This window comes from Yinghuangia sp. YIM S10712 (assembly GCF_051388935.1).
In the GTDB taxonomy this organism is placed as follows: Bacteria; Actinomycetota; Actinomycetes; order Streptomycetales; family Streptomycetaceae; genus Yinghuangia.
This window is the reverse complement of the sequence record NZ_JBPKBI010000008.1, coordinates 212,129-227,303: the sequence shown is the minus strand read 5'-3', so window position 1 is coordinate 227,303 and position 15,175 is coordinate 212,129. Positions and strand designations below refer to the sequence as shown.

Sequence of the window (15,175 nt, the reverse complement as noted above, 5' to 3'; positions counted from 1 at the left end):
CACCCCATGCTCGTCCCCGCACATGCCCCAATACGCCTTCGGTGCGGCGTGGTTGGGCTGATCATCGTCACAACGTTCGCGCGGTGTGCGCAACCGCACAGTTAATGTGCGGTGCATGAGGAAGGTGCGAGATGGAACGAGGTGACCCCGTCGAGAAGTTGCCGCCCTGGGCGGTGCTGCTGGCGAAGCTGCGGGAGTCGCGGGGCCTGCGTCCGACCGATGCGGAGAAACGGGTCGGGTTGCGTTCGTACCGGGAGTACGAGAAGGGGCGCCGGCCGCTGGCCGCCGAGTCGTTGCGGCAGATCATCGCGGACCTGGGGCTGACGCGTTCGGAGGCGACCGCGCTCGCGGGCGCGGCGCGGCTGCCGCTGCCGCCTCTGGCCTGCCGGGACGTGCCGGAGAACCTCCAGGAACTGTACGCCTATGTGAAGTCGAAGCCGTCGCCGACATACGTGTGCGGCCCGGCGGGCGACATCCTCGTGAGCAACGAGGCGGCCGGGGTGTGGATCTCGCCGCTGCTGGCACCGGACCACGAGGGCGGGGTGCGGCACAACGCGGTGGTGATGCAGGTGGTCGAGGCTCCTCGGCACATGATCCCCGAGGAGCACATGGAGGCGTACTTGGAGCAGATCATGGCGCACTACAAGGCGGTGATGCTGCGGCACTGGGACCACGAGGAGTGCCGGCCGATATTCGACGAGGTGGTCGCGTACCTGTCGGATCTAAGCCCGGTCTGGCGGGTGCGCTGGCACGACGTCGCCGCGAGCGAACGCCCCACGGGCGCGGGGCGGTTCGTGATGGCGGCGCTTTGGGACCAGGACCCGACCCATCCGTGGCACGACCCGGACCACGTGCAGCACTACAACGTGCACACGATGGTCGCCGACCCGTACGTCGCGTCGACGCGTACCGACTACCGGGTGGTGGACATCAATCCGGTGCCGGTGGAGGGCGGCGAACCGATGGAGGTCACCGGTCGGTTCGGGCGGTTGCGGAGAGCGTGGTGGCTGCCGGAGGCCGGACCAGGCGCAGCGTCTCGGCGGGCCGACCTCTCGATGGCGAGCCGTAGGAGACGACGTCGCCGGTGACGCCGTCGGCGCCCAGTTCGGCCAGCAGGGCGTCTATTCGGCCTCGCGTGCCGTCCTGCCGATAGAGCGGGTGTATGAGCACGGTGCCTCCGGGCCGTACGACGCGCAGCAGTTCGCGCAGTCCCGCGACCGGGTCGACCGAGTCGTAGACGAACAGTAGGTGCGAGCTGAGCACAAGGTCGAACGACGCGGCAGGAAACGGGAGTTCGGGCAGGGCAGCGGTGAGGTACGCGGTGCTGCCGGGCCCTGGGTGGCCCCCTCCCCCGCGGGCCCGCCGGTAGTCGGTGCAGAAGGCGTCCAACGCGCCGAGCCACAACCGGCGTTGGTCCTCCATGAACTCCGGGTCGGCGATCTCGGGGCCGTGCACCGCCCAGGTCGCGGCGATGTCGTCGCGCACGCGGCTGTCGATGAGGTGGGCGTCGGTGTCGTACACGGGGTCGACGGCGACGACATCCGCTCCGAGCGCGGCCGCCTCGGCGGCGAACGACGAGGCTCCGCCCGGGCAGTCGAGGATGCGGTGCCCCCGAAGGTCGGGCAGGGCGAACCCGAACATCAGCTCGTAGTCGCTGCCGGCCCGCGAGGAAATGATCAACTTGGCGTCGTCCGCGTCAAGGGCGGCTGCGTCGTCTGGCGTGTGCACGGTGGCCACCCTAGAACCAACGAAACGGGAAGATGGGCCGGGGAGTCGGTGATCTCGGCCTCACTGTCGATCTTGGTGGTCGCGGCGGTCGGGAACATCCGGGAGGTCGGCGGTCGCGGCCAGCGCGCGTACGGCGTCGTCGTCGGCAGGGGGTGCTCCGTGCGGCGAATCGGCGGACAGACCCAGGGTGTTGCCCAGCCCGCTGCCTGCGGCGACGGCTTCCAGGAGGTCGCCGGCGGTGTCCGAGAAGCGCCTGATCAGTCCTGGTGACGCACCTCGCTCGACGGCCAACACGAGGAAGTCCTGGACGCCCCGGTAGGCCGCGATCAGCGGGTCGCGGCCGGGCGGGACGGGCCGCCTTTCCGGTGTGCCGGTGAACGCTTCGGCGGCGACGGGCAGTTGCGGATCCGCCGAACCGTCGTCGCCGAACAGGCAGGCCTCGATGAATCCGTGCCGCCAGCCGAGCGCGCGCGCCACGGCGAAGTAGCCGGACGGGACTCCTTCACCGGCCGAACCACCCTCGCCGCGTTCGTACTTGCCCATCGTCCGCAGCGCGAGTCCGGCGTGTTCCGCGAGGTCCCTCTGCGTCCAGCGGCGGGCCTTGCGGTCCCTGCGGATGCACGCCCCGAGGAACGCCCAGTTCGGGATGGGTTCCCCTTCGGCCGCCATCCGCCACTCTCCTTTTGCAGATCTCAAAGTTCAAACGCTTAAGCATTGCAGAAGCAAGCCGTGGGAGTTCGGATGATCGGCCGATCTTGTGCATCCTGGAGCCGGTCAACAGGCAGAATAGGCATGGGAATGCCGACTTGGCCCCCAAGTCGGTACCGTTTTGCTCCTCCGGATCGTGCAGGTGCCTCCGGTCGCCCGCACGGCAGTTGCGAAGGATCGGTTGCGGCATGCCTGTAGACGCTTCTCCCGTTCCCCCCGCCCGCGCACCACGCGGGCTTCCCGGGTCGGTCCCCCGATGATCCTGGGCGCCGGCAGATGCGCGGCGGCGCTGTCGCCGCTGACCCCGAAACCTCGCGCCGGCACCGCGGACGCACGGGCGATAGCCGCGCGCATGGACCGCTGGTGGCCCCGACCCACCGACTCACGCGAACACCTCGACGAACCAGGCCTGTTCCGCGTCGCCGAGGAGATACAGGGCGCATCGGGTGCCAAATCCCCGGAGCCGCCCGAGGCCCGGGGATCCGGCATCCTGCGGGGCGACTCCGGCCTGCCGTGGGTGCCCGCGCTGTTGCCCGACTCGTTCCCCGAGGAACTGCTGCTGGTCGGTCCGGCGGTGTGATGTCGCAGGCGGCACCCGCGCGTTTCCCGGTGCCGCCCCGTCCTTGGTCGGCGGGACAGCGCGTGTCCCGGATGCCGAAGCGCGGAGTGTACGCCCGGTTTTCGCTAGCGTGCCCCAGGACGTACCCCTTCGACGGCCGGTTTTCCCGCCGCTGGGAAGGACGGTTCCGGGTACGTTCGTCGTCGACCCGCCCTTCCGGAGGTGCTGCCGTGCACTACCCGCTGACCATCCGTGACTTCCTCGATCGCGCGGTCCATGTGTATCCGGACCGGGTCGCGGTCGTCGACGAGCCGGAGCAGCCGGCCGCGTCGCTCGGTTCGCTGACGTACCGCGAAGTCGGGGCGCTGGCACAGGCGCAGGCCGCGCGCCTCGACGCGCTCGGGGTCCCGACCGGCGGGCGTGTCGCGGTGATCTCGCAGAATTCGGCGCGGCTGCTCACGTCGTTCTTCGGGGTGTCGGGCTGGGGCCGGGTGCTGGTGCCGATCAACTTCCGCCTGACCAAGCCCGAGATCGCGTACATCATCGAGCACTCCGGCGCCGCGGTGGTGTACGCGGACCCGTCGTGTGCGGGCGTGCTCGACGGCCTCGACGTGCCGCACAAGTTCCTCCTCGGCGACGACGACTCGCTGTACCTGCGCGACACAGACCCGCGCCCGTGGGCGGGCCCCGACGAGGCGGCAACCGCGACGATCAACTACACCTCGGGAACGACCGCGCGGCCCAAGGGAGTTCAGCTCACCCACCGCAACCTGTGGCTCAACGCGACGGTCTTCGCTTTGCACTCGGGGATCAGCGACCGCGACGTATACCTGCACACCCTGCCGATGTTCCACGCGAACGGCTGGGGCATGCCGTACGGCGTGACCGGGCTCGGGGCCCGGCACGTCGTGCAGCGGCAGATCGACGGCGTGGAGATCCTGCGGCGCGTGGAACACCACGGCGTCACCTTCATGTGCGCCGCACCGGCCGTGGTCAACGCCGTGTTGGACGCCGCCGCCGACTGGACCGGCGACATCCCCGGCCGCGACCGCGTGCGCGTCATCTGCGCCGGCGCGCCGCCGCCCACGCGCACGATCGAACGCATCATGGAGGAACTCGGCTGGGAGTTCATCCAGTTGTACGGGCTGACCGAGACCTCTCCGCTGGTGACCTTCAACCGGCAGCGCGCCGAGTGGGACGACCTCGACACCGCCGAACGCGCACGCAGGCTCGGCCGCGCGGGGGCCCCGGCCCTCGGCGTCCGCGTGATGGTGGACGTGGACGGCGAGGTCCTGACCGCCTCCAACCACAACCTGGACGGCTACTGGCAGCAGCCCGACGAGACCGCACAGGCCCAGGCGGGCGGGTGGTTCCACACCGGCGACGGCGGATACCTCGACGACGAGGGCTACCTGGTGATCTCCGACCGCAAGAAGGACGTGATCATCTCGGGCGGAGAGAACGTGTCATCCATCGAGGTGGAGGACGCCTTGGCCGCCCACCCCGGCGTCCGCGAGGTGGCGGTGATCGGCACCCCCGACGAGAAGTGGGGCGAGCTCGTCACCGGCCTGGTCGTCGCGGCGGACGACGTGACGGCCGAGGACCTCGTCGCACACTGCCGCACCAGGCTCGCCGGGTACAAGTGCCCGAAGCGGATCGAGTTTGTGGAGTCGCTCCCGCGCACCGCGACCGGCAAGCTCCAGAAGTTCAAACTGCGCGAGCCCTATTGGGCGGGTCACGAACGGCAGGTCCACTGACCGTGTGAACGAAAGCCGCGCCCGGCCATCCTCGATCGAGGCCGCAGGTGGTCGCCCTTGGCGAAGCCGGTCGAACTCGGCCGCGGATGGCCCGCTTCGCCATGGATGGTCGGACCTGTTCACGTGCGGCGTCCTCCGTCGTCCCCACGAGCCCCTCCGGCTCCCGCCGTGCCGTGGACGGCGGATCCTCCCTCCCGCCGGTACGGTGCCGTGCATGCGCATTGTCATTGCCGGTGGACACGGCCAGATCGCCCTGCGACTCGAACGCCTGCTCGCGGCACGCGGGGACCAGCCCGTCGGTCTTATCCGCCGCCCTGAGCAGTCGGACGCCCTGCGAGCCGCCGGGGCGGAGGCCGTCGTCCGCGACCTTGAGTCCGCCGCGGTCGAGGAGGTGGCCCGCGATCTGGCCGGCGCCGACGCCGCGGTGTTCGCCGCCGGCGCGGGGCCCGGCAGCGGGGTTGCCCGCAAGGACACCGTGGACCGCGCCGCCGCATCGTTGTTCGCCGACGCGGCGGAGTCCGCCGGGGTGCGCCGGTTCGTGGTCGTTTCGGCGATGGGCACCGACAGCGAACCGCCGGCCGGCACGGAACCGGCCTTCGCCGCGTACCTGCGCGCGAAGGGCGCCGCCGACGCCGACATCCGCAGCCGGGTCGGGCTGGACTGGACGATCCTGCGCCCCGGGCGGCTCACCGACGACCCGGGCACCGGCCGCGTGGCCCTGGCGCCGTCGACCGGGCGCGGGGACGTGACCCGCGACGACGTGGCGGCGGTTCTCGCGGCTCTGCTCGGCGCCCCGAACACGGTCGGTCTGACGTTGGAACTGGTGGGCGGCGACACGCCGGTCGACGCGGCGGTCCGAGGCCTCGCGGCGCCGTGACCCGGCCCGCGCCGAGCCTCACCGCCGGCTCACGGCTTCCGACCGAGCAGTCCGACCAGGCGGTCCTGCGTGCGTGCGTCGTCCGGTACCTCGACGGGAGCGGCGAACATGCCGCTGCCCTGCCAGTTCGGGACCTGTGGGGCGATCCTGTCGTACACCTCCCGGACCAGATCCTCGTCGAGCCGGTCGTCGGCACCGATGCCTCGGGCCAAGTCCCAGGCGTGTACGGTGAGGTCGCTGATCATCTGCCAGCCGTACTCGCTCGCGGCGATGCGTCCGCCGGTCACGTGGACCCGCCCGTCCAGGGCCCCGGCGGCGTGGAACGCGTCGCGCGAGTCGGCGGTGGCGCCCTCCCACACCCGCACGGGGTCGTCGCCGAGCACGTCGCCGTCGTAACGGTCGCCGACCTCGGCGAGGGTGGCTCCGCGCAGGAGCCACGGCGCCCACAGGTGCTCGCCGGTCACGTGGTTGACGAGGTCCCGGACCGACCACTCCGTGCAGGGCGTGGCGGCGTCCCATTGCCGGGGGCCGACTTCGTGGACCCGGGTGTCGAATTCGCGGAGGGCCTTGTCGAAGGCGTCGAGCTGTTCCATGCCGAAAGCCGAACCTTTCGCGGCGGTTGTGTCGTGGGGTGACGTCACGCAGCGCCGTCACGCGGTGGCGTCGCGGGTGGCGTCAGGTGTGGGCGGCTGCCGAGCGCACCTTGTCGGCAAGGCCGGTGTCGAGACCGACCCGGACCAACCCGGCGGCGAGCGCGGCGAGTTCGTCTCCCTTCACCAGTTGTTCCAGTTGGTCCGCACGGGCGGGCAGACCCAGGTCTCCGGCCGCGTCGAGCGCCTTGCGGTCGAGCGCGGGACGCAGCCACGGCCACACGGCCTGCACCTCGCGGCAGAAGATATCGGCGGCGGTCGGCCCGATTCCCGGGAATTCGCAGAGGAGTTCCACAAGGCGGTCGTGGTCGTGGCCGGACGCTTCGCCGAGCCGTCGCAGGTCGCCGCGATAGCGTTCACGGACCAGGTCGGCGCAGGCGCCGAGGCGGGTCGCGGTGCCCTCGTCGTAGCGCTTGTAGTGGCCGCGTCCCAGCGCGTCCACGCGTTCCTGCCACGTGAGTTCGGCCATCCCGGCGGGCGTTCCGCCGCCTGCGGCGAACAGTTCGCGGGCGGCGGCGACCGCGATCGCGGCTTTGATGCGGGTGGCGAGCAGATTGGCGAGGACGAGCAGCCGCCACAGCGGGGCGGGTTTGTCGGCGAGGTGGATTCCGGCGTCTTCCGCGTACGTGGTCCCGGCCGCGCGCAGCAAGGCGCGGACGGTCTCCTTGTCGTCGGTGCTCATGGGTCTCGTCTCCTCCGGATTGCCGGACCGCACGCGGTCAGTCTCCGTCGTCCCGGGAAGCCTCGTCGGCTGACTCGGCGGCCACCTGGCGCAGAGTTCTGCCGGTCAGCACGGATCTCGCGCGCCACGGATCGGGGGCGTCGGTCTTGTCGGCGTGCCGGTCCTTGCGCTTGACCAGGAGCCAGGTCTCGTTGTCGCCGAACGCACCGCCGCGGGTGCGGGTCAGCGCGTATCCGCCGTGCAGTTTCGCGCCGTCCATCCAGAACGAAGCATGTCCGGCCGCCAGCGCCTCGGCGAAGGGAACCTCGTTGCCGCGCCGGTCGGTCGCCAGGCTGCGGTACGTGCCCTGGTCCCACACGATGACGGTGCCACCGCCGTACTCACCTTGGGCGATGATGCCCTCGAAGTCGTGGTAGTCCAGCGGATGGTCCTCGGTCGGCACGGCGAGGCGCTTCTCGGTCGGGTCGTGCGACGGCCCCTTGGGCACCGCCCATGACTTGAGGACGCCGTCGACCTCCAGGCGGAAGTCGAAGTGCATGCGGCTCGCATCGTGGATCTGGACGACGAAACGGGCGGCCTCGCCGGGTTCGGCGGGGGCGTGGGCGCCTTCCGGCTCGGCGGTTTTGTCGAAGTCGCGTTTGCGCCGGTAATCGGCGAGCGGACCGTCGTGGTCCTGGGCCGACCGGTGTCGCGGTCCGGTCGTGCGGTGCGAGTCCTTCGAGGCCACGGGTACTCCTCCGGGACGATGCGGGACTGGGCGGCGGCCACATCGCCGCGGCGGCCACATCGCCAGGGCGGCTACCCGTCGACCGGCACGGCAACCGTCGGCCCGCGCGGCGATCCGGTCCTTGCCCGCGACGCCGCCACCGGAGCTGATACGTCTGGCACAAACATCGCTTCAGTCACAAAAAGTCACACAAGCCACACAAGCCCCATCAGTCGCGCAGGGCGTCGAGCCGGCGGCGCGCGGCTCCGAGACCGTGGCCGCGCGTCCGCGCGTCCGCCCAAGGGTCGTCGTCGAGGCGTTCGCCGATGGTCGCGAGCGTCCAGCGCCGGGCGTTCATCCCCGCGTCGCTCAGCTCGTCCCAGGACAGCGGCGCCGCGACGGGCGCCCCCGGCCGCGCACGCACGGCATAGGGCGCGACCGCGGTCTGCGCGTACGCGTTGCGCTGTACGTCGAGGTAGAGCCGGCCGCCGCGGGCCTGCTTGCGCGGCGCGGTGGTGAGCGTGTCGGGATGCCGCGCCGCGAGAACTTCGGCGGTGTCGTGGGCGAAGGCCCGCACGGTGTCGAAGTCGGCGCGACGGTCGAGGGCGACGGCGATGTGCAGGCCGCGTGAGCCCGTGGCCATCACGGTCGCACGCAGCTCCAGCTCGTCGAGGAGGTCGCGGAGCGCGAACGCCGCGTCGCGGACCACCGGGAAGTCGTCGCCGGGCGGGTCGAGGTCGAACACCATGCGGTCGGGGTGGTCGGGCCGGTCGGCTTTCGACAGCCAGCGGTGCAGGGTCACGGAAGCCTGGTTGGCGAGGTAGGCCAGCGCCGCGGCGTTGTCGGCGAGCGCGTGCACAACGGTGCCGCCGGTTTTCCCCACCTCGGCGCGCTCGATCCAGTCGGGAAAGTAGTCCGGGGCGTTCTTCTGCATGAGCGGCCGGTGGTCGATTCCGTCCGGATAGCGCTCCAGCATCAGCGGACGCCCGCGCAGATGCGGCAGCATGCGGGCGGCGACAGCGCGGTGGTAGGCGACGAGGTCGGCCTTGGTGATGCCGTCCTGCGGGAAGAGGACTTTCTCGGGTCGCGTGATGCGCACTGTGTGGCCGCTCACGCGGACTTCCGTGCTCGAACTCATCGCGGCTTGACCTCGTTTCCCGCGTTCCCGCGCTCCTGAATGTCGCCGGCCGGCACGTACGCGCGCTGCCCGATGCGCGCGTGTTCACGCCAGGCGGGCTCTGTTTGCGGGTCGCCCCGGCTGCGGGGAGATTGGGAGGAGGGCCCACCGGGCCGGTCGGGCCCGCGGCGCGCGGCCCACCCGCTGTGCGGAGCCATTCACAAGGAAGGTCATGATGGCCGTCTTCATGCAGATCAAACTGCCGGTCACCACCGAGCAGTACGACGCGCTCAACGCCCGAATGCAGAAGGAGGGCCCGGAGTTCTTCACGGGCTGCCTCGCCCACATCGCGGTCGCGGAAAGCGGGGGCGGCGTGACGGTGACCGACCTGTGGGAATCGCGGGAGGCCCTGGAAGCCTTCCAGGAGCGCATGATGCCGATCGCCGCGGAACTCGACCTGCCGAGGCCGGAGAACCCGCCGACGACCGCCGAGGCGCACAACTATTGGGGGCCGGGAACCTGAACGGACTCGGGCGCGTCGTCGCCCGGCATGACGCGGTCCTCTCCGCGGGGTCAAGGACCGGCACTCCCCCACACGCATCGCGCGGGGCGCCCGCAGTTCGCGGGGCCCCGCGCGCACGGGTGTTCAGCGCCGGCGATGGGAACCGGTGGTCACGGCTGCTGTTCGGCCGGTGATTCGGTCCGCGTCGCGCCGGCGGTGACCGTCTCGCCGGTNCCCCCCGCGCACGGGTGTTCAGCGCCGGCGATGGGAACCGGTGGTCACGGCTGCTGTTCGGCCGGTGATTCGGTCCGCGTCGCGCCGGCGGTGACCGTCTCGCCGGTCCGCGGCTCGGGTTCCGCCGCATCGCGCTGCTGCGGAACCGGCGTCGCCCCGTCGGCGGCCTGGGCCCTGCGGCCGCGGTATTCCAGCCACACGGCGAGCAGGATCAGCAGCGCGGCCAGGGCCCACGCGCCGTACGGTCCGGCATCGGACAGGAGCCAGAACGCCATCGCCGCGGTGGCCGCCTGGTCGGCGAGGTCCTTCTGGGACGCCTCGGTCGTGGTGAGTTTGCCCTGGGCCACCGGGAACACCTCGACGCCTTGCGCCTGGGCGGTGACGGACTTGTCGGATTCGAGAGCGATGGCCACGCCGGTCTCGGAGTCGACGTACCCGACCATCCGCGTCGTCGAGATGTAGGTGAGCGGCACCATGTCGGGTGCGTCGGCCAGTGCGGCGGACGGGTTGATGGCCTGGAGCGCGGCCTTGGGCAGCTCGGTCGGCAGGGCGCTTACCAGGACCGGGTCGGCCAGGGGCCCTTGGGCGGTGATCGTGTAGACGTACACCGTGCGGCCCTCGCGCTTTTCGGTGCCGGTGTACTTCGCATCGACCGGTTTCTGCGTCTCCGCGTCCCAGAAGGGGTAGTCGCGCTTCTCCGGGCTGAGCGGGAAGGCCGCTGTCAGGCCGCCGTGCGGTTCGGCCTTGACGCCCTCGGGGGCGGGGCGTTCCAGCGCGTTCTCGCGGTGAAGTGCGTACTGGTGCTCAGTGGTGGAGACGACCTGCCGCGTCGGCCCGTAGATCTCGGTGCGGTCGTTGAGCACGATCGTCGAGCCCGAGGTGTGCACCGCCTTGACGTTGCGGTCTGCGGTCACCGGGAGATCCCGGATGATCGCTTGGGCGAAGTCCCCGCGCTGTACGGCCTGGGGGTCCATGGCGGTGAGGACGCCCCGGAACTCCATGTTCCCGTCCAGATCGTCCGGCATCTGATGCAATTGGGGGTAGACGGCGAATTTGCTGACGGCTCCTGCCGCGACCAGCAGAACTGATACCGAGCTGATGATCCATGATGCGCGCCGCACCTTGGCCTCCCGTGGTTCTCGTCGGCTGACCGACGAGCATCCAGGAGCGGCGCGAATCTGTACCGTGAATGCGGATTCCCCTACTGTCGGCGGGGATTCGTGGTAGTGCGGAGCGACTGTTTTCGGCCGCGGTCACCCGTGGGGCGAGCGCGGTTCGCCCGTGTCCTTGGCCGCGTCCGTGATACGGCCCACGGCCCGGACAAGGCGGTCGAGCCAGTCGTCGGCGCTCCCGCGAGTACGCGGGTGTCGGTTTCGGAACGCGTGCCAGTCCACGTTCCAGCCGGGTATGTCCCCTGGATCGAAGGTGACCGCGGCTCGGGCGAAGACCCGTTCCAGCAAACGGCGTTGCAGATGCACTCGGGGTGACTCGGCAAGGAGCACGGCGTCGTGGAGGTCCTTGCCCCGCGCTCGGTCGTCCCTTCCGGAATCGGTGTGGAGCCACAGCAGTTTCCACGCAAGGGACAACTCGGGGCTGACGGTGCGCACGAGGGTGGGTTCCTGCCCGTCGATGCGCGGGACGAGGGTGAACACGGGTGCCTCGGGGAGCCTTTCGTCGCGGGCGAAGTCGAGTTGGATCTCGCCCCGCGTCCCGTCCGCCTCCCACGGAAGGAACAGCCTTACACCGGGGGACTGTTCGTCCGAGCCGTAGGCGTAGTAGCCCCATGTGCTGTCGAAACGGGCGCCTTGCGTGTCGAACCGCACGCCGTGCGATGCCACGGGGTTTTCGCGTACGAGCGGGACGACGTCGACCCAAGGATCGCCCGGCTGGTCGGTGTCCGGATCGGGAAGCCAGTGGGTGCCCTCCGGCGGCATGCGCGGGTGCAGGCCGCCGGTCTCGAAGGCTTCGTTCTCGTCGCGGAACAGCTCGTACGCGGTCGCGCCGCCGACGGCTTCGGGCCAGTGCTGGAAGGCCTCGGGGCCGTCGACGTACGGGTACGGGTCATGCGGATCGATCGGCACCGCGTGTGGCGGCAGGACGATCCAGTCGAGATCGCCGGGCTCGCGCGCCCGCTCGCCGAGCCACGCGGGCAAGGTCATGCTCCCGCGCAGCACGAGCGTTTCGGCCGTCTCGGAGCCGGCGATGAGCGCGAGCACATGGTCGAGGGCGGCGCGATGGGCCCGCGCGGGGGGCGCGGTCATCGGTGGGCCGCTGCGGAACACAGGCTTACGGGCGCGAAGTCCGTTGCCTGCTCCGGGGTTTCGGTCGCATGGTGGGTGCCGGTGGTCACGGCGTTCGAGGGTAGCGAGGCCCGGTGACAGCGGACGGCGGTCCGCGCCCGGCCGGTGCCCGCTCAGCGGCCGTGCCCGTGCCGGTTGTCCGGAGCGCTTGTGGCGCCGGTGTCGGCGGGGCGGACATCCGGCGTGGACTGCCCGGCCGCGCCGGGGGCTTCCGGTCCGGTGAGCCGTCCGATCACAAGGGCCATCACGAACACCGACGCCATGACGCCGAGGAAGCCGGCGACCCGGCCCCACGCCGGGAACAGATCCTCCGTGCCGCCGTCCTCGGGGGCGCCGGCCCCGGCCTTGGTCGCGGTCGCCTGACGCTGCATGTACGAGCCCTTCCTCGCGTGTCTCCTGTCACCAACGCCCAACGACGCAACCCCGTGCCGGACATTCCCCCGGCCTGCGCCGCGTTCGCCGCGAGCAGCCGCACGAGGTCGGTGCCGGCCGGCGACGTCTCCGCGGCGTCGTGTTCGCGGCCGCGCGTACTTGTCGGCCGGCTTCGCGCGACTCGCTGCCGACCTCACCGCTTCACCCACGCGGCACGGGCCGACTGCCGCGTGGGTGGAGCCCGGCTGCCCGCCGGAGGCGCGCAACCGCGGTCAGTCGCCCGCCGCACGCGCGAAGCGGTCGGCCAACTCGCGCAGGTGCGGGATGACTTCCGGGGTGTCCTGCACCGAGAAGTCGGCGCCCAGCAGACCGAGCCACGCGGCCATGGTCTCGGGGTTGTCGTACCCGGTGGTGAAGACGCACGTTTCTTCGTCCACGGGTTCGACGCTGCCGGCGAAGGCCGGTACGCGGGCGGCGATCTCGGCGGCGGGCGCGTGCACGGTCACGCGGACGCGGGTGCGCCAAGGTGCGACGGACACACGCGCGGAGACGTATTCCGCGATGTCCTCCTCGGGAAGCGGACGCGGCGTGAAACGCGGACCGCTCGGCGTACGCGGGGCGATCCGGTCGACGCGGAAGATGCGCCAGTCCTCGCGCTGGGTGTCCCACGCCACGAGGTACCAGCGGCGCCCCCGGTGCACCATGCGGTACGGCTCCACGTTGCGCAGCGTCGCCGCCCCGGAGTGGTCGCGGTAGTCGAAGCGGAGGCGTTCGTGGTCGCGGCACGCGGCGGCGATGGTCGTGAGCACGTCCGCGTCGACGCGCGGGCCTTCCTGCCCCGGGACAGGGACGGTGTACGTCTGGAGGGCGTTGACCCGCCGCCTGAGGTGGTTCGGCAGGACTTGTTCGAGTTTGGCCAGCGCCCGCAACGAGGTCTCCTCGATTCCGGAGACGGTGCCGCCGGCCGCCGTACGCAGACCGACCGCGACCGCGACGGCTTCCTCGTCGTCGAGCAGCAGCGGGGGCAGCGACGCCCCGGCGCCCAGGCGGTAACCGCCCGCCGCGCCGCGCGTCGCGTGGACGGGATAGCCGAGGCTGCGCAGCCGCTCGACGTCGTTGCGCACGGTGCGCGGGGTGACGTCGAGCCGTTCGGCGAGTTCGGTGCCGGTCCAGTCGCGGTGGGTCTGCAACAACGAGAGCAGACGCAGAAGTCGTGCCGAGGTCTCCAACATGTTTCCAGGGTGCCCTTTCTTTAGGAACGAATCTTGCCTAATGGGCTCCTAGAGTTCAGGCAGTGGAGAGCAGCGGTGGCCACCGACCTCTCCAAGTCCCCTTGAACCTCGGGGACTTGACCCTTTCCGCAGCACGCTTCGCCCCGAAGGAACTTGTCTTATGAGCGCAGTCCTGGACTCCGCGGCAGCGCCCGCCGCAGCCGCGGAAGCCCCGAGTGCCGCGACACCGTCCCACGACCGCAAGTGGCTCGGGCTGACCGTGGTCCTCGCCGCCACGCTGTTGAACCTGCTCGACGCGTCGATCGTCAACATCGCGGCTCCGGCGATCCAGGCCGACCTCGGCGCCTCGTACTCCGCCCTACAGTGGACCGCCGCCGCCTACACGCTCACGCTCGCGGCGGGCCTGCTGACCGGCGGCCGGCTCGGTGACATCTTCGGGCGCAAGCGGATGATGGCGATCGGCATCGTCGCGTTCGTGACGGCATCGGTGTTGTGTGCGGTGGCGTGGTCGCCCGAGGCGCTGATCGCCGCGCGTGTTCTCCAGGGGCTCGCCGGTGCGGTCATGATCCCGCAAGGGTTCGGGCTCCTCCGCGACATGTTCCCGCCGCACGAGATCGGCAAGGCCTTCGCGCTGTTCGGACCCGCGATCGGTCTCGCCACGATCCTCGGCCCGATCGTGGCCGGCACGCTGGTGGACGCCGACCTGTTCGGGACCGGCTGGCGCATGATCTTCCTGATCAATGTCCCGATCGGCCTGTTCGCCCTGCTGGCGGGCCGTGTCGCGCTGCCGGCCAAGCCACCGGTGGCGCACGACAAGTCGCTGGACCTGCTGGGCCTGACCATCGGCGGGGCGGGGATGTTCATGCTGGTCTACCCGCTGGTCCAGGGGCAGGAAAAGGGTTGGCCCGCCTGGATGTTCGGGATGCTCGCGGCCGCGGTGGCGGTGCTGGCCGGATTCGTGGCGTACACGCTGCGCCGGACGCGGCTGGGTGTGAAGGCGCCGATCGTGCAACTGAGTGTGTTCACCAAGCGCTCGTACAGCTCGGGTGTGCTGTTCGTGATCGTGTTCTTCGGAACGATCACCGGGCTCTCGATGGCGATCGGGCTGTTCCTCCAGTTCGGCCTGGGATTCAGCGCGATGCGGGCGAGCCTGACGATGGCCCCGTGGGCGGTGGGCGCGTTCATCGGCTCGGGAGCGAGCGGCGCGCTGATGGGCAAGCTGGGCCGCAAGATCCTGCACATCGGCCTGACGATCATGGCCGTGGGCATCGCGGGCCTGTACGCGGTCTTCGCCAACGCGTCGACGGATCTGGGAAGTTGGACGATGGCCGGGCCGTTCCTGGTCTTCGGGCTCGGCATGGGCATGATCTTCGTACCGCTGTTCGACATCATCATGGGTGAGGTCGCGGACGAGGAGGTCGGCTCCGCGTCCAGCTCCCTGGAGTCGATGCAGCAGCTCGCGGCGGCGCTCGGCGTGGCAGTCTTCGGAACGGTGTTCTTCAGCCAAGGCGGCGCGCATCTGCACCAGCAGTCGGCACTCGACGCGGTCGCGACGACGGCGCTCATCGCCCTTGTCCTGACGGTGGTGGCCTTCGCGGTCGGCTTCCTGCTCCCTAAGCACGCACGGCAGGGCGGGCACTGACCCACGGGTGACGGCGGCCGTCCGCCAGGCCACCGCCGAAGACACGGACTCGCGATCGACGAGCGGCAGCGAGCAGAATCGACAAGAAGGCATCGGCCCGCCGGCGACC

At 70.8% G+C, this 15,175-nt stretch carries 16 protein-coding genes; 6 read left to right on the top strand and 10 right to left on the bottom strand.

Features of this window, described 5'->3' with window-relative positions; genetic code table 11:
* The first annotated feature begins 131 nt into the window (after positions 1 to 131).
* Entirely contained in the window at positions 132 to 1,088 is a 957-nt protein-coding gene (locus ACRX5W_RS18890) for a helix-turn-helix domain-containing protein (protein WP_436789363.1), read from the top strand.
* Here the strand turns inward: ACRX5W_RS18890 and ACRX5W_RS18885 are convergent.
* Together ACRX5W_RS18885 and ACRX5W_RS18880 are read right to left on the bottom strand one after the other, a co-directional pair.
* Positions 970 to 1,728, bottom strand: a complete 759-nt coding sequence (locus tag ACRX5W_RS18885; protein WP_436789362.1) for a class I SAM-dependent methyltransferase — start codon at positions 1,726 to 1,728, stop codon at positions 970 to 972. The genes ACRX5W_RS18890 and ACRX5W_RS18885 overlap by 119 nt on opposite strands.
* Positions 1,729 to 1,788: 60 nt before the next feature.
* A complete protein-coding gene (locus ACRX5W_RS18880) occupies positions 1,789 to 2,397 on the bottom strand; it encodes a helix-turn-helix domain-containing protein (RefSeq protein WP_436789361.1) in 609 nt (202 codons plus the stop codon).
* A 295-nt stretch (positions 2,398 to 2,692) separates the two neighbouring features.
* On the opposite strand from ACRX5W_RS18880, the gene ACRX5W_RS18875 reads away from it, so the two are divergent.
* The 3 genes from ACRX5W_RS18875 (at position 2,693) to ACRX5W_RS18865 (ending at position 5,629) form a co-directional block, all read left to right on the top strand.
* The gene (locus ACRX5W_RS18875) at positions 2,693 to 3,016 is read left to right on the top strand and encodes a hypothetical protein (RefSeq protein WP_436789360.1); all 324 of its coding nucleotides are present in this window, start codon (positions 2,693 to 2,695) and stop codon (positions 3,014 to 3,016) included.
* 209 nt (positions 3,017 to 3,225) lie between these two features.
* Positions 3,226 to 4,752: an AMP-binding protein gene (locus ACRX5W_RS18870; protein WP_436789359.1), complete on the top strand. Its 1,527-nt coding sequence runs from the start codon at positions 3,226 to 3,228 to the stop codon at positions 4,750 to 4,752.
* Positions 4,753 to 4,966: 214 nt separating this feature from the next.
* Positions 4,967 to 5,629, top strand: a complete 663-nt coding sequence (locus ACRX5W_RS18865; protein ID WP_436789358.1) for an NAD(P)H-binding protein — start codon at positions 4,967 to 4,969, stop codon at positions 5,627 to 5,629.
* A gap of 29 nt (positions 5,630 to 5,658) precedes the next feature.
* Here the strand turns inward: ACRX5W_RS18865 and ACRX5W_RS18860 are convergent, their stop codons facing one another.
* From ACRX5W_RS18860 to ligD, 4 genes are all read right to left on the bottom strand, one after another.
* A complete protein-coding gene (locus tag ACRX5W_RS18860) occupies positions 5,659 to 6,222 on the bottom strand; it encodes a TIGR03086 family metal-binding protein (protein ID WP_436789357.1) in 564 nt (187 codons plus the stop codon).
* Between the two features lie 82 nt (positions 6,223 to 6,304).
* Positions 6,305 to 6,961 (bottom strand): endonuclease, encoded by a 657-nt coding sequence (locus ACRX5W_RS18855; protein ID WP_436789356.1) that lies wholly within the window; start codon positions 6,959 to 6,961, stop codon positions 6,305 to 6,307.
* A gap of 37 nt (positions 6,962 to 6,998) precedes the next feature.
* Positions 6,999 to 7,688 carry a DNA polymerase ligase N-terminal domain-containing protein gene (locus ACRX5W_RS18850; protein ID WP_436789355.1) on the bottom strand — a complete coding sequence of 230 codons (690 nt, stop codon included), beginning with the start codon at positions 7,686 to 7,688 and terminating at the stop codon, positions 6,999 to 7,001.
* A 208-nt stretch (positions 7,689 to 7,896) separates the two neighbouring features.
* Entirely contained in the window at positions 7,897 to 8,805 is a 909-nt protein-coding gene (gene ligD, locus ACRX5W_RS18845) for a non-homologous end-joining DNA ligase (RefSeq protein ID WP_436789354.1), read from the bottom strand.
* Between the two features lie 214 nt (positions 8,806 to 9,019).
* Here ligD and ACRX5W_RS18840 point away from each other — a divergent pair, with 214 nt between their 5' ends.
* Positions 9,020 to 9,307, top strand: coding sequence for a hypothetical protein (locus ACRX5W_RS18840; RefSeq protein WP_436789353.1), 288 nt, complete (start codon positions 9,020 to 9,022; stop codon positions 9,305 to 9,307).
* Between the two features lie 257 nt (positions 9,308 to 9,564).
* Here the strand turns inward: ACRX5W_RS18840 and ACRX5W_RS18835 are convergent, their stop codons facing one another.
* The 4 genes from ACRX5W_RS18835 to ACRX5W_RS18820 all read right to left on the bottom strand — a co-directional run bounded on the left by ACRX5W_RS18835 (position 9,565) and on the right by ACRX5W_RS18820 (position 13,424).
* On the bottom strand, positions 9,565 to 10,641 hold the full coding sequence (locus ACRX5W_RS18835) for a porin PorA family protein (RefSeq protein WP_436789352.1): 1,077 nt from the start codon (positions 10,639 to 10,641) through the stop codon (positions 9,565 to 9,567).
* Between the two features lie 132 nt (positions 10,642 to 10,773).
* Positions 10,774 to 11,781 (bottom strand): nucleotidyl transferase AbiEii/AbiGii toxin family protein, encoded by a 1,008-nt coding sequence (locus ACRX5W_RS18830; RefSeq protein WP_436789351.1) that lies wholly within the window; start codon positions 11,779 to 11,781, stop codon positions 10,774 to 10,776.
* 152 nt (positions 11,782 to 11,933) lie between these two features.
* On the bottom strand, positions 11,934 to 12,191 hold the full coding sequence (locus ACRX5W_RS18825; RefSeq protein ID WP_436789350.1) for a hypothetical protein: 258 nt from the start codon (positions 12,189 to 12,191) through the stop codon (positions 11,934 to 11,936).
* A gap of 273 nt (positions 12,192 to 12,464) precedes the next feature.
* The gene (locus ACRX5W_RS18820; protein ID WP_436789349.1) at positions 12,465 to 13,424 is read right to left on the bottom strand and encodes a helix-turn-helix transcriptional regulator; all 960 of its coding nucleotides are present in this window, start codon (positions 13,422 to 13,424) and stop codon (positions 12,465 to 12,467) included.
* Between the two features lie 160 nt (positions 13,425 to 13,584).
* On the opposite strand from ACRX5W_RS18820, the gene ACRX5W_RS18815 reads away from it, so the two are divergent.
* Complete coding sequence (locus tag ACRX5W_RS18815) at positions 13,585 to 15,066, top strand: MFS transporter (protein WP_436789348.1); 1,482 nt, start codon at positions 13,585 to 13,587, stop codon at positions 15,064 to 15,066.
* The last annotated feature ends 109 nt before the right edge of the window (positions 15,067 to 15,175 follow it).